The organism is Actinomycetospora sp., assembly GCF_036497585.1.
GTDB lineage: Bacteria > Actinomycetota > Actinomycetes > Mycobacteriales > Pseudonocardiaceae > Actinomycetospora.
In genome coordinates, this window is sequence record NZ_DASXJD010000096.1 from 1 (window position 1) to 24,182 (window position 24,182).

Consider the following 24,182-nt stretch of genomic DNA (forward strand, 5'->3'; position numbering starts at 1 on the left):
AATTTGAGTCACGCCCGCCGTCTCGTCGCCAGCCCATCACGGCCGCTCTGGACCGGCCCCAGCAGTCTCACAGTCAGCGTTCACGAGTCGTCGACACGGGGTCGTCCGCCAGAGCATGCGGCCACTGGCTTCAGGCTCAACCACTGCCCCTGAGTCTGAGCTCGCGCCGGGGACCGAATTGCGGCCCGCTTACGTCACGCCACAGCTGCCGACCAGGCGCCACGGCAGAAGATCGACTGTTGTGGATCAAGCCACTGAGCAGCACAGACGCGCACCGCAGCACATGGTGGCCGACGAGACTCCTGTCCACTGGGTTCGGGGTTCGAGTCCCTGACGGCGCACCCTTCTTTGCAGGTCACAGCTCTACGGAGCGATCTTCGATGTGACTCCAGATCGCCAAGGGGGGACGGTTACTCCGGATACTCACCCCCGCTCAAGATCATCGAGGCAAGTTCCGGGCTCATCTCGAGGTCTGATCGATCCTCGTGATGGCCGGGGCCGCACCATCCGAGGCGCAGGATCACCGGCGCCAGCGGCACCGTCAGGCTGTGTCGTCAGACCCAGTGCGGGCTGACGCCGTCGCTCATCCCTCGGGGGAACAGCGGCTCGATCCGTCGCCAGAGCGCGCCGCCTGCGACAGCGTGGCCCTCGCTAGTGGTCGCTCCGCTCACGAGGCACACGCGCAGGCAAAGCGTCGTCGCCTCCGGGGACGCCTTCGCCGGTCGCCGAGGTTCCCGACGCTTGTCTCAGCGCCGGGAGCGGCTCGAGGAGCGCCTCACGCCTCTGCTCGGCAGCGGCAGCACGTGCCGCCTGAAGAACCTGCCGTCAGCCGGGTTCGAGAGCGTCCCCGTGACCGGCTCCCGAGATACCCGACGAGCCTCCGGATTGACCGGGGTCACGAGGTCGCAGGGTGGCCTCAGGGCAGCTGAAACAGGAACAGTGTGATCGTCTTGTGGTCGGGCAGACCGCGGCGAAAGCCCAGCCGGGTGTACAACCCCAAGTCGCACACCAGCTTCGGGTCGGCGAGCTCGCACTCCTCGTGGATCTCGCGCCGTGCCGCGGCGAGCAGCCCTCGACGGCTTCGACATGGCCCTTGGGCAGCGACCACATCCGGGCCCGCCGGCGGAGGACGACCACCCGACCGCGCCGATCGACGACCCCCCGCCCGCGGCGCTGCTCCGGAGCGCCCTCGAAGTGGACACGGTTGAGCGCAAACGTGCTCACGCCCCTCGAGTACCTGATGCCCGAGCGGGGAGGTGTCAGCGGTGACCTCGCCGAGCGCACTGCTACTTGAGGGCCGAACTCCGCGACCGCATGGCGCCCAGCTCATCGCCTTGGTCACCGCCAGGGATGCCGACCAGGACCGGCACGAGAGGCTGGTCGCTGATCACCCGGTGCAACGTGGCGGATCTACTAGCGAGCCTCCGCAGGTTCGGTTCCCGCCGAGGCAGGGGCCTCTGTCGGGAGAACTGCGGCGGCCTCTGGGACTGGTTCCCAGTACGGCACGCGGTCGAGCACGCGTGAGGTCATGGTTGCGACGAGCGGCCCATGGGCCTCGGAGGCGGCCTTGACCTCGAGCCACTCGGGGTCCTGGCCGAACGCACGCCAGGCGCGGGCCCGGGCATCTTCGTCGGGGAAGCGCACCAGGTAGACGATGCGGTCGGGCTCGGCCCGGTCGGACCAGAAGTCCACCATCTCGATCCCGTGGCGGGCGAACAGGGTGAACGTGTGGTCAGCGAAGCGACGATGCAGCGCCGCCGCGGATCCGGGGGTGGCGGTGTACTCGCGGAGCTCGTGGATCACGGGCACTCCTCCCGATCGGGGTCAGGCGGCCAGCCGGGCATCGTCAGCTCGCCGATCAGCGGCATGCAGCGCCCGGGTCAGCAGGGTGCCGGCGACGTAGCGGCGATGGTCGGCGGTCGCGTGGAGGTCCGTGCCCGGGTTGATCGTCGCGCGCAGGCTCTCCGCCGCGGCGGCGAGGCCCTCGTCGTCGAGAGGCCGGCCGCGCAGCAGTTCCTCGACGTCCACCGCGCGGAAGGGCGTCTGGGCGACCCCCGTCACCGCCACCCGCACGTCGACGATCCTCGGGCCGTCGCGGGTCACCTGGACCCCGACGCCGACGAGCGCGTAGTCGCCGCGGCGGCGTCCCACCTCGAGGAAGGCCGCCCCGGTGCTCCCCGGGCAGATCGGGAACCGGACCTCGGTCAGGATCTCGTCGTCGGCGAGGTCGGAGAGGAAATGCGAGCGGAAGAAGGCCGCGGCAGGGATCTCTCGGGCGCCGCGAGGGCCGACCGCGACGAACACCGCGTCGAGCGCGGTGGCGACCGCCGGCAGCTCCGAGGCAGGGTCGGCGTGCGCGAGGTTGCCTCCGACCGTCCCACGGGCGCGGATCGGCGGGTGGGCGATGTTCGGCAGTGCCTCGGTGAGCAGCGGCACGTCGTGGGCGAGGTCGGGCGAGTGCTCGGCCCGGGCTTGTCGCACCATCGCCCCGAGGCGGGCGTACCCGTCGTGGTGGGCGTGCGTGATCAGCTCCGTCAGCAGGCTCAGGTCGATCAACCGGGCGGGACGGGCGAGGCGGAAGTTGAGCAGCGGGACGAGGCTCTGGCCGCCGGCGAGGACCTTGGAATCGTCGGGGTCCTCGGCGAGGAGCGCCACGGCTTCGTCGAGGGTGCGGGGGCGCAGGAGGTCGAACGGCACGGGCTTCACGCGACGACTCCCCCGGCGAAGAGCTCCTGCGCCGACCCACCGAGGATCCGGGCCCGGTCGTCGGGGCCGAGCGAGGCCCGCTCCACCACATCGCGAGGGGTGAGATCACCGATCGGGAAGGGGTAGTCGGAGCCGAGCAACACCCGGCCCGCACCCACCTTGGCCACGAGGAACTCGAGAGCGTCCGCGTCGAAGACGACGCTGTCGAAGTACAGCGCGGCGAACGACTCCAGAGGGTCGGCCGTGCCCGGGGTGACGACGTGGTTGCGGGCCAACCGCCCGAGGACGTAGGGCAGGCCGGCGCCGCCGTGCGCGACGACGATCCGCGCGCCCGGGTGCCGGGCCGGGATCCCAGCGTGGAGCAGCCGGGCCAGCGTGACGGTGGTGTCCTCGAGGCGGGCAAGGCCGTTGACCAGCCCGAACGACTGGTAGCGGTCGCTGGCGCCGCCGAAGCCGGGATGGAGGTAGACCACGCACGACGTGTCGTCCACGGCCTCCCAGAACGGGGTCAGCTCGGGGGCGTCGAGCTCCCGGCCACCGGCCCTCGTCGCGATCATGATTCCGGGCAGCCCAAGGGCTCGGACCGAGCGCACGGCCTCCGCGGCCCGCTTCGGGTCCTGCAGCGGAACGGTGCCCAGCCCGATCAGGCGCGGGTCCGCGCGGGCGGTGTCGTGGATCGCGCCGGTGATGAGCTCGGCCCAGTCGGCCCCCTCCTCGGGAGCGAGGTCGTAGCCGAACAGGTCGAGCCAGCCGCCGACGACCTGGCGTTCGATGCGCTGCTCGTCGAGCCACGCGGCCCGCCGGTCGGGGTCGCTGAGTCCGGGCGCCACCGGCCGGGTAGAGGCCCCGCCCGCGAACGAGACGGTGTGGCTGTTCTCGTGCGGGGTCACCTCCACGTGCGGGAAGCGTTCGCGTCCGGCCGCGAGGTCGGCGAGCAGCCCTGGGGGTACCAGGTGGGCGTGCACGTCGATCGTGCAGGTGGTGGCGGGGGCGTCGAGCGGGCTCACTGCGGTCCTCCTCGGTCGTGGGCACCGCGCAGGGCGGCGAGCACGTCGCTGGGGGTGATGGGCAGGGCGTGCAGGGCGTGGGCCCCTTCGGCGGTGAGGGCGTCATTGACCGCCGAGGCGACTGCAGCGGGTGCGCCCATGTAGCCGGCCTCGCCGGCGCCCTTCTGCCCGTGGGAGGTGTACGGCGACGGCGTGCAGTGCTCGACGTCGGCGATGTGGGGCACCTCGTGGGCGCTGGGCAGCAGGTAGTCCATGAACGACTGGGTGAGCGGTTGGCCTTCCTCGGAGAAGGCGAACCGCTCGTAGAGCGCGACCCCGATGCCATGGGCAGTACCGCCGTAGACCATTCCTCGGACCACCTCGGGGTTGATCACGGTGCCGCAGTCGTGCGCGACGTTGTAGTCCTCGAGGCGCACCACCCCGGTGCCCTGGTCGATCACGGCGAGCACGACGTGCGCCTCGAACGAGTAGCAGGGGTAGAGCTGGACGGTGCCGTCCGGCGAGGCCAACGTCCCGGAGCGCGGTGTGTGCGCGACGTGCACGACCTCCAGGCCGGGCTGGGCACCCGCGGGCATCAGGTGCTGCTTGCGGTGCGCGGTGGCGACGAGCTCGTCCCACGGCACGCGCTGGGTCCGATCGGCGGTGACCACCACGTCGCCGTCGACGTAGTCGACCTCCTCGACGCCGACTCCGAGGCGGTGGGCGCCGATCGCCTGCAGTCGGGTGATGAGCTCGCTGCAGGCCCCGGCGATGGCCGCTCCGAGCACGATGGTCATGCGGCTGCCGACCGGGCTCTGCGACGGCATTCCGGTCAGCGAGTCCGCGCGGACCACCTCGACGCCGGCAGGATCGCGTCCGAGGCCTTCCCCGACGAGGGTGGCGACCATGGTGTCGTGCGACTGGCCCGCCGAGGACAGCGCGACGATCGCCGTGACCTGACCTGTCCCATCCACGCGCAGGCGGCACGACTCGGGGAACGTGGTCTTGTCGTTGGCGGGGTTCATGACGTTCTCGAAGATCGCGTTGCCGCCGCCGGGTTCGAGGCACGTCGCGACCCCGATGCCGGCCGCGAACCCCTCGGCGCGCAGTGCGTCGCGACGGGCCGTCAGCGCGGGCAGGTCGGCCAGGGCGACGGCCTTGTCGAGGACCGCGGGGTAGTTGCCGGAGTCGTACTCGGTACCGCTGGGGATGCGGTACGGGAACTGGTCGGGCTGGATGAAGTTGCGTCGCCGCAGCTCCCAGCGGTCCATCCCGAGCTCGCGGGCGACGGCGTCGACGGCGTCCTCGATGGCGTAGTTCGTCGGGGACTGCCCGAAGCCACGCACGGCCACCTGACCGGTCTTGTTCGTGGTGACCGCGGTGGCGTGGTAGGTGGCGCTGGGGATGCGGTACGGGCCGACGATGGCGCCGATCGGCTTGGCCAGCTGCAGCGGGGATCGGCCCGGGAATGCGCCCTCGTCGTCGACCACGTCGATCCGGATGTGGGTGAACACGCCCTCGGCGGTGTAGGCAAGCTCGACGTCGAAGATGCGGTCCGGGCCATGGAAGTCACCGCCGTGCATGTTCTCGGTGCGGTCCTCGATGAACTTCACGGGCGCGCCGAGCGTGCGGGACAGGTGCGCGGCGAGTACCGCGTGCTTGATGCCGCGCTTGACGCCGTAGCTGCCACCCACGTCGACGTCGAAGTGGACCCGCACCCGGTTCGAGGCGATCCGCAGGGCGCCGGCGACCTGTTCGGGGAACTGCGGCATCTGGATGGAGGCCCAGATGTCGAGCAGGTCGCGACCGCGGTCCCAGCTCGCGACCACCCCGAACGTCTCGAGCGGGACCGTGGAATTGCGGTGCCAGCGCGACCTCGTCGTGGTGCGACCGGCCGCCCGGACGAGGTCGGCGTCGACCTCGCCCCACCGGAACTCGCGGTGGGCCATGACGTTCGTGCCGTGGCGTGGGTGGACCAGGGGCGCGTCGGGAAGGGCGGCCGCCTCCGGGTCGAGCACGTGGGGCAGCGGGTCGTAGTCGACGACGACGAGCTCGGCGCCGTCCTCAGCGAGGGCCCGGGAGGTCGCGACCACCGCGGCGACCCACTCGCCCGCGTACCGGGTCTCGTCGACGGCCAGGGGGCGCCACTGCACCTCGGGCACGTCGAGGTACTGACGCAGCGGATCGGTCGCCTTCGCCAGCTCAGCACCGGTGAGCACGCAGACGACGCCCTCACTGGTCAACGCCTCGTTCACGTCGACGTCCAGGATGCGCGCGTGCGGGAACGGGCTGGTCACCAGCGCGACATGGAGCGTGCCGGGCGGGGTGACGTCGGCGACGTAGCGACCGCGTCCGGTCACGAAACGCCGGTCCTCGCGCAGCGGACCTCGTCGTGAGATCCAGCGGTGGCCGAGGTCGGCATCGGGAGCGGCCGTCACCGGACCTCACCCGCCCCGACCGTGGCGCCGCCCGCGTGGTGATGGGCCGCGCTGTTCGCGACGTCCTCGATGGCCTCCCGTATCTGGACGTAGCCGGTGCAGCGGCAGATGTTGCCGCCCAGCGCCTCGTCGATCTGTTCCCGGGTCGGGTGGTGCACGCGGTCGAGGAGGGCGCCCGCGCACAGCACCATCCCGGGCGTGCAGAACCCGCACTGAAGGGCATGCCGGTGGCAGAAGGCTTCCTGCACCGGGCTCAGGGCGCCGTCGGGCGCGCTCACGCCCTCGATGGTGGTGACGGCGTGGCCGTCGACCTGGGCAGCGAGCACGATGCAGGAGCGCACAGGCTCTCCGTCGAGCAGGATCGTGCAGGCTCCGCACACGCCCTGCTCGCAGCCGAGATGCGTTCCGGTCAGCCCCAGCTCGTCGCGCAGCAGATCGGCGAGGTGGGTGCGACCGGGCACCGCACACCGCCGCTTCTCGCCGTTGACGACGAGTTCGATCTCGTGGCGACTGCTCATCGCCGCCTCACCTCCGTTCGTCGGACGACGTCGCCGTGGTCAGGGAGTCGAGGAAACCCGCCACCACAGCCGTGAACGCGTCCGGCTCGTCGACGTTGGACAGGTGGCCTGCCCCGGGAAGATCGGTCAGCCGCGCGCCGTCGATGCCGGCGGCGATCCGCTCCGAGAGCGCGCGGGGGGTCTTGCGGTCAAGCGCGCCCCACACGACCAGCGTCGGTGCGTGCACCGCGGCGAGCCGGTCGGCGAGGCGCACCCGGAAGCACGTGGTGACCGCCCCGGCGTAGTCGTCCGGGTCCATCCCGGCGATCGCGTCGCGCAGATCGTCGGCGGCGCGCGGGGCGGGTCGGCGCAGGACGGTCTCGGCCACGTACTGCTCGGCCACGGCGGCCATGCCCTCCCGCCCCGCGGTGTCCACCAGGCCGGCGATCTTCGCTTCGGCCGTCGCGGGCTGGAGCTCGACGAAGCTGTCCGCGACGACCAGCGCGGTCACGCGGTCGGGGTGGGCCGCTGCGGTCGCGACGGCCTGGATGCCGCCGAGGGACACCCCGACGAGCACGGCCCGTTCGACCTCGGCGCCGTCGAGGACCCGGACGAGGTCCTCCACCCACCCGTCGATTGTGGGTTCCAGCGTGGACCGGCTGTTCCGGGAGACGCCGTGTCCGCGGGTGTCCGGAGCGAGCACACGGTGCCGGCAGGCCAGGGCGTCGATCTGCGGACGCCACATCCGGTGGTCGGCGCCGAGACTGTGGAGCAGCACGACCGGAGAGCCGGCGCCGCCGGTGTCGAGGACCCCGAGTCCGGACACGGCCATGTCCGCGGTCACGGGGCGGGCACCGCAGGGGTGCCGGGTCCGCTCTCGGGGGCGGGTGTCTCGGTCGATTCCGCCGCCGCGGGCGGGGACATGTTCTCGAGGATCTTTCCCCGCAGACGATCGAGCTCGTCCCGATCCGGCGCCGTGGGCACCGTGAGGTCGGCGGCCAGATGGCCGGGGGGCCGCAGCACGAGGATGCGGTCCCCGAGCGTCATCGCCTCGTCGATGGAGTGGGTGATGACCACGCCGGTCTTGCCGCCCTCGCGCACCAGGGCCACGAACTCGGCACGCAGCGAGGTCGCGGTGATCTCGTCGAGAGCCGAGAACGACTCGTCACAGAGGATCAGGTCGGGGTCGACCGCGAAGGCCCTGGCCAGCGACACCCGCTGGCGCTGACCGCCGGAGAGCTGGTGGGGGAAGGCCTGCTCGCGCCCACCGAGCCCCAGCGTGGTGAGCCAGTGGTGAGCCTGGTCCGGCCACTCCGCCTTGGGCACACCGGCGAACTTCATCCCGATGCACACGTTCTGGAACGCGGTGCGCCAGGGCAGGAGCCGGGAATCCTGGAACACCACCGCGACGCGGCGACGGAACCAGGCGAACTCTTCGTACGGGTCGTGCCCCTCCACCCTGACGGCGCCCTGCGTCGGGGGAACCAGGCCCAGGATGAGGTTGAACATCGTGGACTTGCCGCACCCGGTGACACCCACCACCGAGACCAGCTCCCCGTAGGCGATGTCGAGGTCGAGCTCGCGCACGGCCCGGTGACCGGAGAACTCCTTGGCGACCGAGCGGAAGCTGATGGCCGGAGATGTCCTCGTGGTGTCCGTCATCGACCTCATCCCTTCGCGGTGGGGGCGGTGAGGTCGGGCGTGACCGGCGCGCCAACGACGGTCGGCGCCGCGGCCGCGGTGACCCCGACGTCGGTGCCGGGCCGGTAGCGCAGCACCCGCTTCTCGATCAGCTCGACCACGCCTTGCAGGATCAACATGCAGACGGCCAGCAGGAGGGTCCACGCGACCACGGCGGCCATGTCGAACAGCTGCTGCGCGGAGAGCAGCTGGGCGCCGACGCCGACGGTCGCACCGACCAGCTCGGCGATCAGCACCATGCGGATGCCGAGCCCGAGGTTGACCTTCCAGGCGGTGAAGACGTCGGGGGCGATCGCGGGCAGCGTGATCTCGCGGAACATGGCCCACCGGCCGGGACGGAACGAGCGGCCCATGTCCTGAAGCTCGGCGGGGATGCCCCGGTAGGAGTCGTAGGTCTGGAGCGCGAACCCGGGCAGCGTCACCAGCACCATGACGAACCAGATGCGGATCTCGACGTCGGAGAACCAGATGACCGCGATGATCACCCATGACAGCGAGGGGATCCCCTGCACGAACCGGACCGGCGGGAGCAGGTAGGGCGCGGTCCGAGGAGTCGTCCCCATCAGGAGCCCGAGCCCGAGGCCGACCGCGAAGGCGCACACCAGACCGACGCCCACGCGCAGCAACGTCGTGAACAGGTTCTCCAGCCCGTCCGCCGTGGTCAGCACCGTGACGATCTCCTCGACGACCGTGGAGATCCGCGGGATCGTGTACTCCGAGGTGAACTGGGAGGCGACTGCCCACACCGCCACGAACGCGACGATGAGCACCGGGACCTTCGATGTGCGGAGTCGCCGGACCATCGACGGCCGGGACGACTGCTCGCCGGGTGTGGCGACAGTGGTGGAGGTGACCATCACAACCCCTGGTAGACGATCGACGACGGTTCGTTGTCGCGCAGATAGCCGGTCTCCCGACCGGCGGCGAAGACAGCGCCCATCTCCTGACGGATGGCGCCGGCCGGCCGTACGTTCATGCGCAGGCGGCCCGGGTCCTCGATGAGGCGTTGGAGGGTGGGCGCCCTCCCCCGCGGAGTGGCCTTGGCGATGAGGGCGGAGGCCGCAGGCGGGTTCGACACCGTCCAGCGCGCGGCGTCGTCGTAGATACGGAACAAGGAGGCGACGACGTCAGGGTGGGCGGCGGCCCAGGCGGAGTGGGCCGCCATGCCGAGGTAGGGGATGCTCGTCGTGCCGAACCGGCGCGGCCACGCGGACATCCCGACGTCCAGCGACCGGATGTCGGGGCGTGTCGCCCGCAGGCTCGAGTACGCGGGTTCCCAGATCTCGGTGGCGTCGGCACGTCCCAGCAACGCCATGGTCGACAGGCCGGCGGGCGTCTGGTTCATCAGCTCGCTGCTGTCGAGGTCGAGCCCGGCCTGGCGGGCGAACCAGACGAACATGGCGTGGTTCGTGGTGCCCGTCGCCGCGGCCAGGCTCCGGCCGGCGAGGTCGGGCAGCGTGCGGATGCCCGGGTCGGCCGTGACCACGGCGGTGAAGTAGTCGAACAGGTTGAAGAGGTAGGTGACGTCGATGCCGCGTTCGGTCCGCAGGGCCTCGGAGAGCAGGGCGGCGCTCGCCCCGAGCTCGTAGTGGCCGGAGGCGAACTCGGTGTTGTAGTTGTCCGGAGTCGTGAACGAGAAGGCCAGCGTCACCCCGTGCGCCTCGTCGATGCGCTGCCCCTTGATCACCGCGGGGAGGAAGGCACCCAGCGAGGGCGCCTGGAAGGCGAGCACCCGGACCGTCGGCCGGCCGGCGGGCCCGACCGTGATCGTCTCGGGCGAGCCGCACGCGGCGGTGGCGGCGAGCGCGGCCACCGCCGCGCCGCCGGCGACCAGGGTGCGGCGGCTGAACGTCCGAGGCGCGCCGGTCGGGCTAGCGGGGGGCACTGGGGTCTCCCGGAACCTCGGCAGACATGGCCACGGCACGGCCGGTCCCGTCGGTGACCAGCTCGGTGGGCCCGCCCATCGCCGCCGAGATGGTTGTCGCCGCCTGGACCGTCCGCTCCCGCAGAACGTCGAAGCGGTCGGGACCGAAGCGCAGCTCGGGCAGGCACAGACCGACCGACGCGATGACCCCACCGGTGTGGTCCCGGATCGGTGCGGCGACGCCACCGACACCGGTGCGGAAGCTCCCGTGGTTCACCCCGACCCCGTCGTGTCGGATCCGTGCGAGGAGCGCCTCGAGCTCGCCGGGCTCGGTCACGGAGTCCGGTGTGTAGGCGGGCAGTGGACGAGCGAGCACCTCCGCGATCTCCTCGCGGGGTTGGAAGGCCAGGAGTGCACGACCGGTGGCGACGCACGCCGCGGGACAACGGCGCCCGACGTAGGACTTGGCGACGACCGCGAGACGGCTCTCGATCTTGTCGATGTAGACGACGTCCCCGTGCTCGTACACCGCGAGGTGCACCGTCTCCTCCGTCTCCAGGTTCAGTTCGGCGAGATGGGGGGCCGCGACGGCACGCAGGTCGAGGTTCTGGGCCCATCGGCTGCCGAGTTCGAAGCAGCGCAGACCTGCGGAGTAGCGGGTCGACCGGGGGTCCTGTGCGACGTAGCCGCGACTCTGGAGCGTCCGGATCAGCCGGTGGACCGTCGCCTTCGGGCCGCCCACGCGAGCACCGATCTCACCGAGTCCCAGGGCATGGCCCGAGCTCACGAGGAGCTCGAGGATGTCGAGCCCCTTGTCCAGCTGAGAGCTGGACGCCTCGGCAGAGTCAGAGTTGGACCATCGTTCCATGTTCGGCAGCAAAGTAGAACGAAGGTCCGACGTCAAGGGGCTCGGTGGACCGGGTCGTCCGCGGGAGATCGATCCGGGCCCGCTCGGACGGCCCCAGGGAATCGCCGTACGTGTGCGTCATGCGAGTGACGTTGGGTATCGTGCACACCGTGAGTGCGCTTGTGTCCGTCGGACATCATCGGTCGCAGCGCTAGGATCGTGCGGTGAGTGAGGCGACCCGCTCTGCGCGTTCCGCGGACAGGGAGAGCGGTGCAGTGATCACCGCGTTGCGCCGCGGCCTCGCGATCCTGGACATGTTCAGCGAGGACCGGTCCGTCGTCGGGCTCGTCGAGATCGCCGATGAGCTCGGGATCCACCGCTCGAGCGCGTCGCGGCTGGCCGCCACGCTCGCCGGGAGCGGGTACCTCGTGGCCACGTCGGCGGGCACCTACGTGCTGGGTCCGCGCGTCGGCGTGCTGGGTTCCCTGGCGGGCGCACGGCAGGACCTGACCGGGGTGGTGACTCCCTACCTCAGGGACCTCGTGGCGGTCAGCGGCGAGACGGGACACCTGGCGGTCCTCGACGGCACGACCGCGAAGACGGTGCAGGTCGTCGACGGGTGGCACACGGTGCGCATGCACTCGTGGGTCGGGAAGCGCTCGCCGGCGCACTGCAGCTCGATGGGCAAGGCGCTCCTCGCCGGGCTCGCGGACGACGAGGTCGACCGCCGGTACCCCGACGGCGAGCTCGCGCGGCTCACCGATCGGACGATCGTGACGACCGGCGATCTGCACGACGAGCTCCACCGCATCCGGCGGACCGGTACCGCGCTCGACAACGAGGAGCTCGAGCCGGGCCTGCGGTGCGTGGCGGCGCCGGTCTACTCCCCGGCAGGGATCGTCGACGCCAGCATCAGCATCTCTGGCCCCGCTCAGCGGGTGAGCCGCCGCCGGATGGACGTGCTGGCGAAGCTGGTCCGCTGGCACGCGTGGCGTGCGAGCACCGCCCGCGGGGTATTGATGCCCTCGCCGGGCTGGCCTGCCGCGCCTGACGAGGAGCCGCCGCTCCCGGAGTGGGTGGATCCGTCCGGGGTGGCGCGGGCCCGCTCGTCCGCCTAGACGCGTGGCCCCGCCCGCGCCGCGTGCCGGCCGGCGAGGTGGCCGAACGTCATCGCCACCGCCAGGGTGGCGCCAGGCCCTGGATAGCCATCCCCGGTCCAGAACGCCGCGGCGTTGCCCGCGGCGTACAGCCCGGGGAGCTCGGCGCCGGCCCGGTCGAGGACCCGGCCCGCCGTGTCGGTGACCGGTCCGCCCTTCGACCCGATGACCCCGGAGTAGACGCGCATCGCGTAGTACGGCGGCCGGTCGAGGGGTCCGAGACACGGGTTCGGCTCCTGGTCGGGGTCGCCGTAGTAGACGTCGTAGGGGTTGCTGCCCCGACCGAAGTCCCGGTCGACACCCTCGACGCAGGACGCGTTCCACCGGTCGACAGTGCGCACGAGCTCGTCGGCACCGACGCCGATCTGCCTCCCAAGTCCCGGCAGATCGCCGGCGACGACGATGTGCGCGGGCAGCCCGCCCTCGGCGGAGAGGCCGGGCAGGGGGTAGCGGGCGCGGAACCCCTCGTCGAAGACGAGGTGCGCACCGAGGCCGGCGGGTTCACCGTCGTGGCCAGGACGGTGCATGGCCTTGCCGAACTCGTTGTAGGGCAGCGCCTCGTCGAGGAACCGGCGCCCGTGCCGGTCCACGAGGATCTGCCGTGGGGCGCCGCGCTCGCGCACCATCCCCCGCGGGTACGGCACGCCCTCGACCAGGTCGCCCTCCGGGAGGGCCATCGGCATCCACCAGCCTTCGCCGAGGTTGTCGGTGGCGAGGCCGAGCTCTTCGGCCAGGGCGAGGGCGATCCCCGTGTCCCCGGGCGCGGAGGCGGAGACGCCGAGTCCGGGCGGCAGCAGCTGACCGCGCTTGTCCTCGGCGGCGTCGAAGCCGCCGCAAGCCAGGACGACCGAGCGCGTGGTGACCGTCAGTTCGCCGTCGGCGGTGCGCAGCCGGACGCCCGTCACCCCGCCGTCCGTGACGACGACCCCGACGAGGGTGGTCCCGCTCCTCATCTGCACCCCGGCCCGGATCACGCCGTCGAGAAGGGCCGCGGCGAGACCGACCCCACCGGTGCGGACACCCGCGGCACGTCGCGCGGCCAGCAGGTCGTGGTCGATCCGGGCCGGGTAGCGCCACTGCTCCCACTCCGCGTGGGTGATCGGGGTGTATCCCGGTGGCTCCCGGAGCGACTTCACCTCGGGGACGAGCGCGCCGACGTCGACCGGGGCGACGTCGAAACAGCGTCCGCCGAGCGTCGCGCCTTCGAGGTCCGGGTGGTAGTCGGGGTAGTTCGGGCAGACGACGAAGCGGTGCGGCGTGTGCTCCTCGACGAAGTCCGCCATCTGCAGCGCCTCGTGCACGAAGGTGCGGATCATCGGCGTGTAGCGGGTGTCGAAGACCTGGTCGAGGTACCGGTTGGCGTTCTCCTCGGAGTCGCCGGCGTTCTCCGGACGTCCGTTGGCGGGAATCCAGACGCGCCCACCCGACAGCGCGGTCGTGCCGCCGAGCTCGGCCGACGACTCGACCACGAGGGTCCGCGCGCCGGCCACCGCCGCGCTCAGGGCCGCGGTGAGCCCGGCAGCACCGCTGCCGACGACGACGACGTCGACCTCCGTCTCGCTCACAGGGACTCCTCTCGCTCGGGACGGCGCAGGTTGAGCACCACGATGCGCGGGTCGGTCATGTCCTCGACCGCGTAGCGCGGGCCCTCGACGCCGTGCCCGCTGTCCTTCACACCGCCGTAGGGCATCGCGTCGGCGTGGTAGCTGGAGGTGTCGTTGATCATCACCCCACCGACCCGCAGCGAGCGGGCGGCGTGGAAGGCCCGGTCGAGGTCCTGGGTGAAGACCCCGGCCTGCAGCCCGTAGCGACCGGCGTTGACGATGTCGATGGCCTCGTCGAGATCGCCCACCGGCACCACCGACACCACCGGAGCGAAGATCTCGTCGGTGAGGACGCGGCTCTCCGCGTCGGGGTCGGCGAGCAGCGTCGGGGCCATCAGCCCGCCGCCGAGCCGTTCGCCACCGACCCGGTGCCGGGCCCCGGCCTCTGCGACCCACCCGGCCGCACGGTCGGCCTCGACGGAGGAGATCAACGGGCCGAGGTCGGTGTCCGGCCCGCGGGGATCGCCGGCCCGCAGGCCGGCGACCTCCTCGGCGAGGACGGACGTCAGGTCGTCGAACCGGCGGCGGTCGACCAGGATGCGCTGCACGCTCGTGCAGACCTGCCCGGCCTTGCGGAAGCCGGCGGTCGCGACGACGCGGCCCACCTCGTCGATGCGGGCGTCGTCGGCCACGATCGACACGCTGTTCGAGCCGAGCTCAAGGTGGGTCCGGGCCAGGCCGGCACCGGCGGAGATGCGGCGCCCGACGGCAGTGGAGCCGGTGAACGTGTAGAAGCGAACCCGGTCGTCGCCGAGCAGCGCCGGCCCCACGAGCTCACCGGGGGCACAGAGGAGCTGGAGGTACCCGGGCGGGAGGCCCGCCTCGAGGAACGCCTCGACCGCGTGGCACGCGGACAGAGGTGTCGCCTCGGCCGGCTTGAGCACCACCGCGTTGCCGGCCGCGATCCCCGGGCCGATCTTGTGCGCGACGGTGGAGAGCGGCGCGTTGAACGGCGAGATCGCAACCACGACCCCGACCGGCTCCCGGGTGGTGAACGCGAGACGGTGCGCGCCGCCGGGCGTGGCTCCCAGCGGTACCTGCTCCCCCGCGAGCCTGGTCGCCTCCTGAGCGCTGAGCCGGTAGATCGCCACCGCACGCCGTAGCTCGTTGCGGGCCTCCGCGACGGTGAACCCGGTCTCGGCGACGTAGTCGGCGACGATGCGGTCGGTCCGGTCCTCCAGCCCGTCGGCGACACCGAGCAGCACCCGCGCCCGCTCGTCGGGCTCGAGAGGTTGCGCCGTCGCCCGGTACGCGCCGGCGATCGCGTCCTGCGCGTCGGCCGGGCTCGCCCGTGCGACGACGCCCGCCACGTCGCCGGAGTACTTGTCCACCACCTCGAGGGGATCGATGCCGGCGCGCCACCGTCCGTCGACCAGGAGACCGCTGGGCCCCGTCGATGTCGTCACCGCGCTCGCTCCTCCGCCGTCGCAGGACGGGTTCGGCCGGTTCCTTGACCCGTCGGCCGAACCCTACCTAGCATCTCGCAGACCGCAAAGCATTGCGCGATGCGCAATGAACGTCGAGAGTCATCTGCCCGACCAGCGACGACGCATCCTCGGAGGACACGGACACCCATGAGCCTCACCGGAGCGCAGGTCATCACCGAGCACCTCGCCAGGGAAGGGGTGCCGTACGCGGTCGGCCTGTGCGGGCACGGCGACCTCGGGCTGCTCGACGCTCTCGTCGATCGGCAGGCCGAGATCTCGACGATCTCCGTGCACCACGAATCGATCGCCGGGTTCGTCGCCGACGCCTACCACCGCGTCGCCCACCGGCCGTTGGCCACGTTCACCTCGTCCGGCCCCGGCTCGGCGAACCTCCCGGTGGCGCTCGGGTCGGCGTTCATGGACGACTCGGCCTTCCTGGCGATCACCGGCAACGTCGCGACCAGCCAGTTCAACCGCGGCCCGTTCCAGGAGACCGGCCGGCACTTCCAGGCCGACTTCCCGAGCGTCGTACGCCCCTACGTCAAGCGCAGCTTCCAGGCCAGCCGCGCCGACCAGCTGCCCCTGATGCTGCGGCAGGCCTTCGCCCTGATGCGGGGCGGTCGCCGCGGTCCGGTGCACCTCGACGTCCCGCTCGACGTCTTCGTCGACCGGACCGATGAACCCGTCGCCGACCCGGCCCTGTGGGGCACCGGACGGTCCTCGTCACCGGGAGCGTGCCGCGAGGACCTTGACGCCGTGTGCCGGCTCGTCCGTGAGTCCTCGCGGATCGTCCTCGTGGCCGGTTCCGGGGTGGAGGGCACGGAGGCCGAGGCCGAACTGCTGGCGCTCGCCCGGGAGCACAGCATCCCGGTCGCGACGTCACCGCTCGGGAAGTCGGCGTTCCCGTCCGCTGACCCGCTCGCGCTCGGGCCGACCGGTCGCAACGGCACCTTCCAGGCCAACCACGCGACCCGCAACGCCGACCTCGTCATCGCCTTCGGCACCCGCTTCGACGACCGAGCCACGAGCTCCTGGCTGCCCGGCTACACCTACGCGTTCCCACCAACCCGGCTCGTCCACGTCCACATCGACGCCGCCGAGATCGGCCGCAACTTCCCCCCGACCGTCGGCATCCAGGCCTCGCCGCGCGAGGTGCTCGCCCAGCTCCGCGACCGCCTTCCGGTCTTCGTTCCCGACGAGGAGATCGTCGCGGCGCGGCGCCGTTGGACCGAGCAGCTGGCCGAGGCCCGTGCCCGCTGGGAGCGCCACGTCGAGCCCCACGACCTCTCGGACGCGACGCCCATCCGCCCGGAGCGCGTGCTCGCCGACCTGCGCGGGGCCCTGCCGGCGGACGCCATCCTCTTGTCAGACGTGGGCGTCCACCACAACTGGATCGTTCAGAACTGGCGCACCGACCACCCGCGGACCCTGCTGCAGAGCTGGGGGTTCGCCTCCATGGGCTTCGGCGTCGGCGGGGTGCTCGGCGCGCACCTCGCGGCGCCGGACCGGCCCGCGGTCGCCGTCGTCGGCGACGGCGGATTCCTCATGAACGCGAGCGCGGTCGCGACCGCTGTCGAGTACGGGATCCCGGCGGTGTGGGTGGTCTGGAACAACGGCGGCTACGTCTCGATCCGGGACCAGCAGAAGCTGTACTTCGGCGCCGAGCGGCAACTGGCCACCACCTTCGAGCACGTGCCGACCGGCACGCCGTTCTCCGTCGACCACGCCGCCATGGCCCGCGCGATGGGCGCCGAGGGCATGACGGTCGACGACCCCGGCGACCTCGGCTCGGCGTTCAAGACCGCGCTCGACCTGCGCCGCCCCGTCGTCGTGGACGTGCGGGTCGACGACGCCGTCGGTCTGCCCTCGGCCGCGACGTGGGAGCTCCCACCGCTGGCCCACCCCGAGCCGTCGTTCGGCTGGCCCGATGTGGGGAGCGCCCAGTGAAGGCCCTCATCAAGACCGCACCCGGAGACGGGAACCTCGTGTGGACCGACGTCCCCGAGCCCGAGCCGGGTCCCGGGGAGGTGCAGCTCGAGCTCGTCGCGGCCGGCCTGTGCCACACCGACCTCGGGATGATCCACGGTCACTACGGCCCGACCAGCGGCTACTCGCCGCGCTTCCCGCTGGTGCTCGGCCACGAGTACACGGGGCGTGTCGCGGCGGTCGGTGCGGACGTCGACCTCCCCGTCGACAGTCGGGTGGTCGGCAGTTGTCACCTCACCTGTGGCGTGTGCACCTGGTGCACCCGAGGCCGCTCGATGCTCTGCGAGCGCCGGCAGGTCCTCGGGCTCGACGTCGACGGCGTGTTCGCGGAGAGGTTCGTCGTGCCGGCCCGCAACCTCGCGGTGCTGCCGGACACGGTTCCCGACCGGCTCGCCGTGCTCGCCGAGCCGTTCGCGGTCGCAGCGCACGCCGTCGACGTGGCCGGGCTCCGGGAGGACGACGACGTGTGCGTCGTCGGCCCGGGCGCCGTCGGGCTGCTCACCCTGGGCGCCCTCGCGGGACGCCACGTCACGGTGCTCGGCCGGCGGGAGGACTCAGGACAGCTGGAGCGCGCGACCGAACTCGGTGCCGCCGAGGTGTCCACCGACCCGACAGCCCTGCGGGACCGCTTCGACGTCGTGTTCGAGACCGCCGGTACGGCCGCGGCGGTCACCACGGCGACGACGTTGCTCGGGCGCGGAGCGCGCCTGGTGTGCGTCGGTCTTCCACCCGAGCCCGCCGCGATCTCATCCGCCCGACTGGCATGGAACGAGCAGTCGGTCATCGGCTCGCGTGCCTACGACGTCTCGACCTGGTCGTCGGTCCCCGAGCGGCTCGCCGGAGCCCCGGCCCTCGCCTCCGTGGTCACCCACACCGCGCCCCTCGTCGACCACGAGCACGCGATCGAGCTCGTCGAGAGCCGGCGCGCGACGAAGGTCCTGCTGCACCGCTGAGCCGACCCCGACCAGAAGGTGGACACCCCCGTGAACGCAGAGTCCCCCGGGCCCGACGTCGTCGTCGTCGGCGGTGGCAACGCAGGTTTCTGCGCGGCGCACGCCGCGGCCGAGCACGGACGTCGTGTCGTCCTGCTCGAGGCCGCTACCCGCGACCTCGCCGGCGGGAACAGTTACTACACCGCTGGCGCGACCCGCATGGTGCACGCCGGGCTCGACGACCTGCGCGACGTCGTCGAGCCCGACGAGCGGCACCCGACCACTACGGTGCCCCCCTACTCGGCTGCAGACTTCACCGGCGACCTGGAGAAGGTCACCGAGGGCCGCAACGACCCGCGCATGACCGAGATCGTGGTCGGGGAGAGCAGCGACACCGTGCGCTGGCTGGCCGGCAAGGGCGTGCGCTACCGGCTCATGTACGAGCGCCAGGCCTACGCACGCGACGACGGCTACCTGTTCTGGGGCGGGCTCCACGTCGGCAACGTCAACGGCGGGATCGGCCTGATCGCCGACCACACGCGCATCGCCGCCGACGAGGGCGTCGATGTCCGCTATGGGCACCGCGTCACCGGCCTGCTCACCGACGACGAAGGCGTCGTCGGGGTGCGCTACACGACGGAGAACGGCGAGGACGGTGAGCTCCTGGCCGCGTCGGTCGTCCTGACCTCGGGCGGGTTCGAGTCGAGCGCCACCATGCGCGAGGAGCACCTCGGCCCGGGATGGGCCCGAGCGAAGGTGCGCGGCACGCCCTACAACACCGGCGAGCTCCTCCTCGCCGCCCTCGAGCTGGGCGCGACGCGTGGCGGCGACTGGTCCACCTGCCACAGCGTCGCCTGGGACGCGCTCGCCGAGCACAACGAGAGCAACCGCGAGCTGACCAACCGGCTCACGCGCCAGAGCTATCCGCTCGGCATCGTCGTCAACTCCGAGGGCCGGCGCTTCGTCGACGAGGGCGCGGACTTCCGCAACTACACGTACGCCAAGTACGGCCGCGAGATCCTCCGCCAGCCCGGCTCCATCGCATACCAGATCTTCGACGCCGACCTCCGGCCGCTGCTGCGGTCCGAGGAATACGACATGCCGGGCGTCAGCGTCGTGCAGGCGGACAGCCTCGAGGAGCTCGCCCGCGACATCATCGTCGACCCGGCGGCGCTGGCCGCCACGGTCAAGGAGTTCAACGCCTCGATCGAGGGCGGACCGCTCGACCCCACCGTGAAGGACGGGCGGCGCGCGGTGGTCACCCCGCCGAAGAGCAACTGGGCCTCCCCCATCGCGACGGCCCCCTTCTACGCCTACCCGGTGACCTGCGGCATCACGTTCACCTTCGGCGGCCTGCGCGGCGACGACGATGGCCGCGTGCTCCGTCCCGACGGCAGCGCGATCCCCGGCCTGTTCGCCGCCGGCGAGGCCCTCGGCGGTCTCTTCAGCGGCAACTACCCCGGCGGCTCCGGCCTCACCGCCGGCATGGTCTTCGGCCGGCGCGCCGGCTCCGTGGCCTGACCCGCACGATCCCCGACCCTCGACGCAGAGGACATCCCCATGACCCAGGACGCCACCGCCGCGGACCTCGAGCCGGACAAGAAGGCCGTGACCACCGCCATCTCGTCCGGCGTGATCGGCACAGCGGTCGAGTACTACGACTTCTTCATCTACGGCACGGCCGCCGCGCTGGTGCTCAACAAGCTCTTCTTCCCGACCTTCTCCCCGGTCCTCGGAACGCTCGCCGCGTTCGCGACGTTCGCGGTCGGGTTCATCATGCGGCCCATCGGCGCAATCGTCCTCGGGCACGTCGGCGATCGCGTCGGGCGCAAGAAGGCCCTGGTCTGGTCCCTGCTGCTCATGGGTGTGGCGACGTTCCTGATCGGGTGCCTGCCCACCTACGACACGATCGGTGTCCTCGCTCCCACCCTGCTCGTCCTGCTGCGGTTGGTTCAGGGGGTCGCACTCGGGGGCGAGTGGGGCGGGGCCACGGTGCTGGCCTCCGAGTACGCCTCACGCGAGCGCCGCGGTCTCCTGGCCTCGTTCGTCCAGATGGGCTCGCCGATCGGTCTGGTCCTGGCGTCCGGGGCGTTCGCCCTCGTGGGACTCGCCCCGACCGAGTTCGTGGCGAGCTGGGGCTGGCGCATCCCGTTCTGGGCGAGTGCCGTGCTGGTCGCGGTCGGTCTGTACATCCGCACCCAGATCATGGAGTCGCCCGAGTTCCGCCGCGCCACCGCGGCCGGCGAGATGGCCGCGGTCCGCACCCCCGTGGTCGAGGTCCTCGCCCACTCCCGCCGTGAACTGCTCATCGCGCTCGGCATCCGGCTCATCCCGGACATCGGCTTCTACCTCGCGGCCACCTTTCTGGTCAGCTACGCGGTCTCGACGCTGGGCTACCCACGTGGCGCCGTGCTCGCGTGCGTCGTGGCCGCGGCCGCGATCGAGGTGCTGACGATCCCGTTCTTCGGGTCGCTCTCGGACCGCATCGGTCGCAAGAAGGTCTATCTCGCGGGCGTGGTGTTCTGGATCGTCCTCGCCTTCCCGTTGTTCGCCATGATCTCGTCGGGGTCGCTGGCCCTGACGCTCGTGGCAGTCGTGCTGGCGCTCGCGGTGGGCCACGCCTCGACCTGGGGACTCGGCGCCGCGATCAATGCCGAGTTGTTCCCCACCCGCTACCGAACGACCGGTGCCGCGCTCGGCCTCAACGTCGCCAACATCATCGCGGGTGGGCCTGCCCCGCTCGTCGCGTCGGCGTTGGTGATCGCCGCGGGCGGCGGCTACTGGCTCGTGTCGCTCTACATCGTCGTCGCGGCGCTGATCAGCCTGGCCGCGGTCCTGGCCATGCCAGAGACACGCGGCCGTGACCTGTCGATCGACCCCACGGGCCGGGCCACGCCACTCGTCGCCGGGAGCGTCCCGGCGCCCGGGACGAAGGAATCGGCGCTGTGACGGTGCTCGTGACCGGAGGCGCCGGCTTTCTCGGTCGCCCGCTCGTCCGGGCCCTCGCCGAGCGTGGGAAACGCGTGCTGAGCCTCGACCGGAGGGTGCCTGAGGCCGACCCGATCCCTGGGGTGACCGGTATCGAGGGCGACGTCACCGACAGCGGCGGGATCGAACGGCTCCTGCGCGAGCACGCTGTGGACGAGATCGTGCATGCCGCCGCGATCGTCGGGGTGACCGCGAGCGTGGCGGGCCTCGCGGACACCGTCCGGGTGAACATCGACGGCTCGGTGGCATTGTTCGAGGCGGTCACCCGAGCGGGCGGTGTGCGGCGCCTCGTGGACCTCTCGTCCGAAGAGGTCTACGGGCACTTCGCCGCGGACCCGGTCGCCGAGGACACGCCGGCGCTGCCGGTCTCGCCGTACGGCATCACCAAGTACGCCGTCGAGCGGCTCGGCGGGTACTACGCCGACCAGCACGAGCTCCCCTACGTTGCTGCACGGCTCTGCTGGGTCTACGGCCCGGGCTTCCCCCGCCTCCGACTCCCCCAGCCGTGGTTGGAGGACGCGCTGGCCGGGCGGCCGAGCCGGCTCGCGGCCGGCGGCGACCACCACATCGACCTCACCTACCTCGACGACGTCGTCGACGGGATCCTCCTCGTGCTGCGGGCGGGACACCTCGAGCACCGCGCCTACAACGTGGCCACCGGGAGCGCCGTCGGCATCCGCGACCTCGCCGCCGAGATCGCCCGCCAGCACCCGGGCTGGAGCGTGGATCTCGGCGACGGACCGATCGAGATGGCGCCCGGCGTCGCCGCCGCCCGCAAGGGCGCCCTCGACATCACGCGTGCCCGCACACTCGGCTACGCCCCGCGGTTCACCCTCGCCGAGGGCCTGGCACGTACCGCCGCCGGCCTCGACGCCCCGGCGCGGCAGGCGGTGTGAAGGTGGACCGGACCCCCCTCCCCCTCGGCGGCACCACCTACAGCTGGATGCACCAGGCGCCTCTCACCGAGGCGATCGACCACCTCGCCGCCGTCGGACTGCGCCATGTCGAGCTGGTCAGCGCCGCGCCGCACCTGCAGGCCGCCGCCTGCGGCAAGTACGAGCGCCACGCACTGCGCCGGACCCTGCGCGAGCGGGAGATGACCCTGACCTCGACGAACCCCGGGTTCCTCGACATCAACCTGATCAGCCCGAGTAACGAGTTCCGGCGCGTGAGCCTGGAAGCGATCCTCGCCGAGCTCGAGCTCGCGCACGACCTCGACGCACCCCTGGTCATCCTCATGCCCGGACGCCGCCACGCCCTCTCCCCCGCACCCGACGACGCCTGCCGGTGGTGGCTCGACCAGGCGCTCGCGACCCTTCTCGACCGCGCCGACGCCCTCGGCGTGGCGATCGCCCTCGAGACCAACCCCTACGGCTACCTCGGCAGCGCTCGCGAGCTCTCCGACCTCGTCGACCACGTCGCGCACCCGCAGCTGGGCATCGCCTACGACGTCGCCAACACCATCAACCAGGAGGACCCAGCCGACGGCGTCCGGACCGCCGGCGACCGGATCCGGATCGCGCACATGAGCGACACCAGGCGCGACCACTGGGCCCACACCTCCCCGGGCCGCGGCGAGGTCGACTTCGGCCGCTACGCCGACGCCCTCCGGGAAATCGACTACCAGGGCGTCACGATCTTCGAGCTCATCGACATGGAAGCTCCGCTTCCGCGGCTGCACGACGACATCGCGACCTTCCGCGGCTGGGGGTGGGCTCCGGTCGAGGAGCGAGACACCGCATTCACGACATCAGGCTTCTAACGCCCATCCGAGCCAACGTGTTCACGACGACGGACGTCACCACAACGCTGTGGCTCGCGTCCACCGGGTTCGGGGTTCGAGTCCTTGATGGCGCACACTTCGACGATCACAGCTCTACGGAGCGATCTTCGATGTGACTCAGGGTCGTCGCTCTGCGAAGGGTTAGGTGGCGACGCCGTCCCGTAGCTCACGTGTGACCCGACGGCGTCGCCCCGCGAGAGCTTGGCCGTTTCTACGGCAGGCATCGACGCGGAACACGACCTGGGGCCTTCATGAGACCGAGCGCGGCGAGCTGCTGCTGGAGCTCGGGAGACCCAAGGGGGCGCCGTCCGTCACGAGCAGCGCCACCATGCGCTCACCGAGGACGTCGTTCGGCACCGGGACGACCCACACCTGCTCGTAGTAGGGATCCCCTCGAGCGCGGCCTCGATCTCGGTGGCGACGAGTTTGCGCTCGGACGCAGATGATCGTGTTCTTCTCGCGACCACGGGACACCGTGCCGCCCGAGTTCGCCGCGAGCACGTCGCCCGGCGGGAAGAAGCCGGTCCGCCCGCTCCGTGGCCAGCCCCGGTGAGAACACCCCCCAAGCTACCGACAGCCCGGTGAGGGGACCGCTGACGTGACGCCCGGTCCAGGCACGCCGGGGACCGGTGATGATCGACACCCAGCAACACCGTTGCTGCCTAGCCGCCGCCCGGGCCGCCGGGCACGCCGTGACCCCACGGCCCGCCGACGACCCCACGCTGCCCCGCGGGTTCTGGGCCGCCGTGACCACCGACGCGGCGACCGGCCAGCCCACCGGCGCCCGCACCCCCTACGGACAGGGACCGGTACGGGCGACCCCGTGACCGGGCTCGATGCAATCAGGGAATGGCCCCGCACCAATAGACGACCACCACGACGATCCCACCTCGGGCATCGGGTCGAACGACGAGCCGCACGGTCAGCTGGGCGTCGTATGCGAGGAGTTACTCACCGCCCCCGTAGGGAATCCGTCGATCTTGGCCACCGTCCGCTTAGGTGTCCGCTTACGTCGCGCCATCGACCGTCACGGCGTTGTACCGCCGATGATCGCTGGCCGCCCGCACCACTCGTGACCAGCACGAACGTCCACGAGCCGTCGCCGTGGCGGTCATGAACCCTCTCCACTGGGTTCGGGGTTCGAGTCCCTGACGGCGCACCCTTCGTTGCAGGTCATCGCTCTACGGAGCGATCTTCGGTGTGACTCAGCACCACTTCTACGGGTCGTTATTCCTGTAGACCACGGCGATAGCGATCATCGAGTCC

At 71.7% G+C, this 24,182-nt stretch carries 20 protein-coding genes; 8 read left to right on the forward strand and 12 right to left on the reverse strand.

Going from position 1 to position 24,182, the window contains the following annotated elements; translation table 11 throughout:
- Window positions 1–1,413 precede the first annotated feature (1,413 nt).
- The 10 genes from VGH76_RS09105 to VGH76_RS09150 all read right to left on the reverse strand — a co-directional run bounded on the left by VGH76_RS09105 (window position 1,414) and on the right by VGH76_RS09150 (window position 11,060).
- Complete coding sequence (locus VGH76_RS09105) at window positions 1,414–1,803, reverse strand: NIPSNAP family protein (RefSeq protein ID WP_331556335.1); 390 nt, start codon at window positions 1,801–1,803, stop codon at window positions 1,414–1,416.
- A gap of 21 nt (window positions 1,804–1,824) precedes the next feature.
- Window positions 1,825–2,706, reverse strand: a complete 882-nt coding sequence (locus VGH76_RS09110; RefSeq protein ID WP_331556336.1) for a xanthine dehydrogenase family protein subunit M — start codon at window positions 2,704–2,706, stop codon at window positions 1,825–1,827.
- Window positions 2,703–3,713: an amidohydrolase family protein gene (locus VGH76_RS09115; protein ID WP_331556338.1), complete on the reverse strand. Its 1,011-nt coding sequence runs from the start codon at window positions 3,711–3,713 to the stop codon at window positions 2,703–2,705. The genes VGH76_RS09110 and VGH76_RS09115 overlap by 4 nt, the downstream gene beginning before the upstream one ends.
- Window positions 3,710–6,052: a xanthine dehydrogenase family protein molybdopterin-binding subunit gene (locus tag VGH76_RS09120; protein WP_331556339.1), complete on the reverse strand. Its 2,343-nt coding sequence runs from the start codon at window positions 6,050–6,052 to the stop codon at window positions 3,710–3,712. Before VGH76_RS09120 ends, VGH76_RS09115 begins: the two co-directional genes overlap by 4 nt.
- 74 nt (window positions 6,053–6,126) lie before the next feature.
- Entirely contained in the window at window positions 6,127–6,648 is a 522-nt protein-coding gene (locus VGH76_RS09125; RefSeq protein WP_331556340.1) for a (2Fe-2S)-binding protein, read from the reverse strand.
- Window positions 6,649–6,655: 7 nt separating this feature from the next.
- Window positions 6,656–7,471, reverse strand: a complete 816-nt coding sequence (locus tag VGH76_RS09130) for an alpha/beta fold hydrolase (RefSeq protein ID WP_331556341.1) — start codon at window positions 7,469–7,471, stop codon at window positions 6,656–6,658.
- Window positions 7,468–8,289, reverse strand: coding sequence for an ABC transporter ATP-binding protein (locus VGH76_RS09135; RefSeq protein ID WP_331556342.1), 822 nt, complete (start codon window positions 8,287–8,289; stop codon window positions 7,468–7,470). The genes VGH76_RS09130 and VGH76_RS09135 overlap by 4 nt, the downstream gene beginning before the upstream one ends.
- 5 nt (window positions 8,290–8,294) lie before the next feature.
- A complete protein-coding gene (locus VGH76_RS09140) occupies window positions 8,295–9,080 on the reverse strand; it encodes an ABC transporter permease (RefSeq protein WP_331556343.1) in 786 nt (261 codons plus the stop codon).
- Between the two features lie 104 nt (window positions 9,081–9,184).
- On the reverse strand, window positions 9,185–10,213 hold the full coding sequence (locus VGH76_RS09145) for an ABC transporter substrate-binding protein (RefSeq protein WP_331556345.1): 1,029 nt from the start codon (window positions 10,211–10,213) through the stop codon (window positions 9,185–9,187).
- A complete protein-coding gene (locus tag VGH76_RS09150; RefSeq protein WP_331556346.1) occupies window positions 10,200–11,060 on the reverse strand; it encodes an IclR family transcriptional regulator in 861 nt (286 codons plus the stop codon). Before VGH76_RS09150 ends, VGH76_RS09145 begins: the two co-directional genes overlap by 14 nt.
- 203 nt (window positions 11,061–11,263) lie before the next feature.
- Here VGH76_RS09150 and VGH76_RS09155 point away from each other — a divergent pair, with 203 nt between their 5' ends.
- Window positions 11,264–12,157 (forward strand): IclR family transcriptional regulator, encoded by an 894-nt coding sequence (locus tag VGH76_RS09155; protein WP_331556347.1) that lies wholly within the window; start codon window positions 11,264–11,266, stop codon window positions 12,155–12,157.
- Here the strand turns inward: VGH76_RS09155 and VGH76_RS09160 are convergent.
- Window positions 12,154–13,761: an FAD-dependent oxidoreductase gene (locus VGH76_RS09160; RefSeq protein WP_331556348.1), complete on the reverse strand. Its 1,608-nt coding sequence runs from the start codon at window positions 13,759–13,761 to the stop codon at window positions 12,154–12,156. The genes VGH76_RS09155 and VGH76_RS09160 overlap by 4 nt on opposite strands.
- Window positions 13,758–15,206: an aldehyde dehydrogenase family protein gene (locus VGH76_RS09165; protein ID WP_331556349.1), complete on the reverse strand. Its 1,449-nt coding sequence runs from the start codon at window positions 15,204–15,206 to the stop codon at window positions 13,758–13,760. The genes VGH76_RS09160 and VGH76_RS09165 overlap by 4 nt, the downstream gene beginning before the upstream one ends.
- Before the next feature lie 168 nt (window positions 15,207–15,374).
- On the opposite strand from VGH76_RS09165, the gene VGH76_RS09170 reads away from it, so the two are divergent.
- The 7 genes from VGH76_RS09170 (at window position 15,375) to VGH76_RS09200 (ending at window position 23,743) form a co-directional block, all read left to right on the forward strand.
- Window positions 15,375–17,174, forward strand: coding sequence for a thiamine pyrophosphate-binding protein (locus tag VGH76_RS09170; RefSeq protein WP_331556350.1), 1,800 nt, complete (start codon window positions 15,375–15,377; stop codon window positions 17,172–17,174).
- On the forward strand, window positions 17,171–18,166 hold the full coding sequence (locus tag VGH76_RS09175) for a zinc-dependent alcohol dehydrogenase (protein ID WP_331556351.1): 996 nt from the start codon (window positions 17,171–17,173) through the stop codon (window positions 18,164–18,166). The genes VGH76_RS09170 and VGH76_RS09175 overlap by 4 nt, the downstream gene beginning before the upstream one ends.
- Window positions 18,167–18,196: 30 nt before the next feature.
- Window positions 18,197–19,666: an FAD-dependent tricarballylate dehydrogenase TcuA gene (tcuA, locus tag VGH76_RS09180; RefSeq protein ID WP_331556352.1), complete on the forward strand. Its 1,470-nt coding sequence runs from the start codon at window positions 18,197–18,199 to the stop codon at window positions 19,664–19,666.
- 39 nt (window positions 19,667–19,705) lie between these two features.
- Complete coding sequence (locus VGH76_RS09185) at window positions 19,706–21,094, forward strand: MFS transporter (RefSeq protein ID WP_331556353.1); 1,389 nt, start codon at window positions 19,706–19,708, stop codon at window positions 21,092–21,094.
- 8 nt (window positions 21,095–21,102) lie between these two features.
- A complete protein-coding gene (locus tag VGH76_RS09190) occupies window positions 21,103–22,029 on the forward strand; it encodes an NAD-dependent epimerase/dehydratase family protein (protein WP_331556357.1) in 927 nt (308 codons plus the stop codon).
- 2 nt (window positions 22,030–22,031) lie between these two features.
- Window positions 22,032–22,895: a sugar phosphate isomerase/epimerase family protein gene (locus VGH76_RS09195; protein ID WP_331556354.1), complete on the forward strand. Its 864-nt coding sequence runs from the start codon at window positions 22,032–22,034 to the stop codon at window positions 22,893–22,895.
- Between the two features lie 653 nt (window positions 22,896–23,548).
- Entirely contained in the window at window positions 23,549–23,743 is a 195-nt protein-coding gene (locus VGH76_RS09200) for a hypothetical protein (RefSeq protein WP_331556355.1), read from the forward strand.
- The last annotated feature ends 439 nt before the right edge of the window (window positions 23,744–24,182 follow it).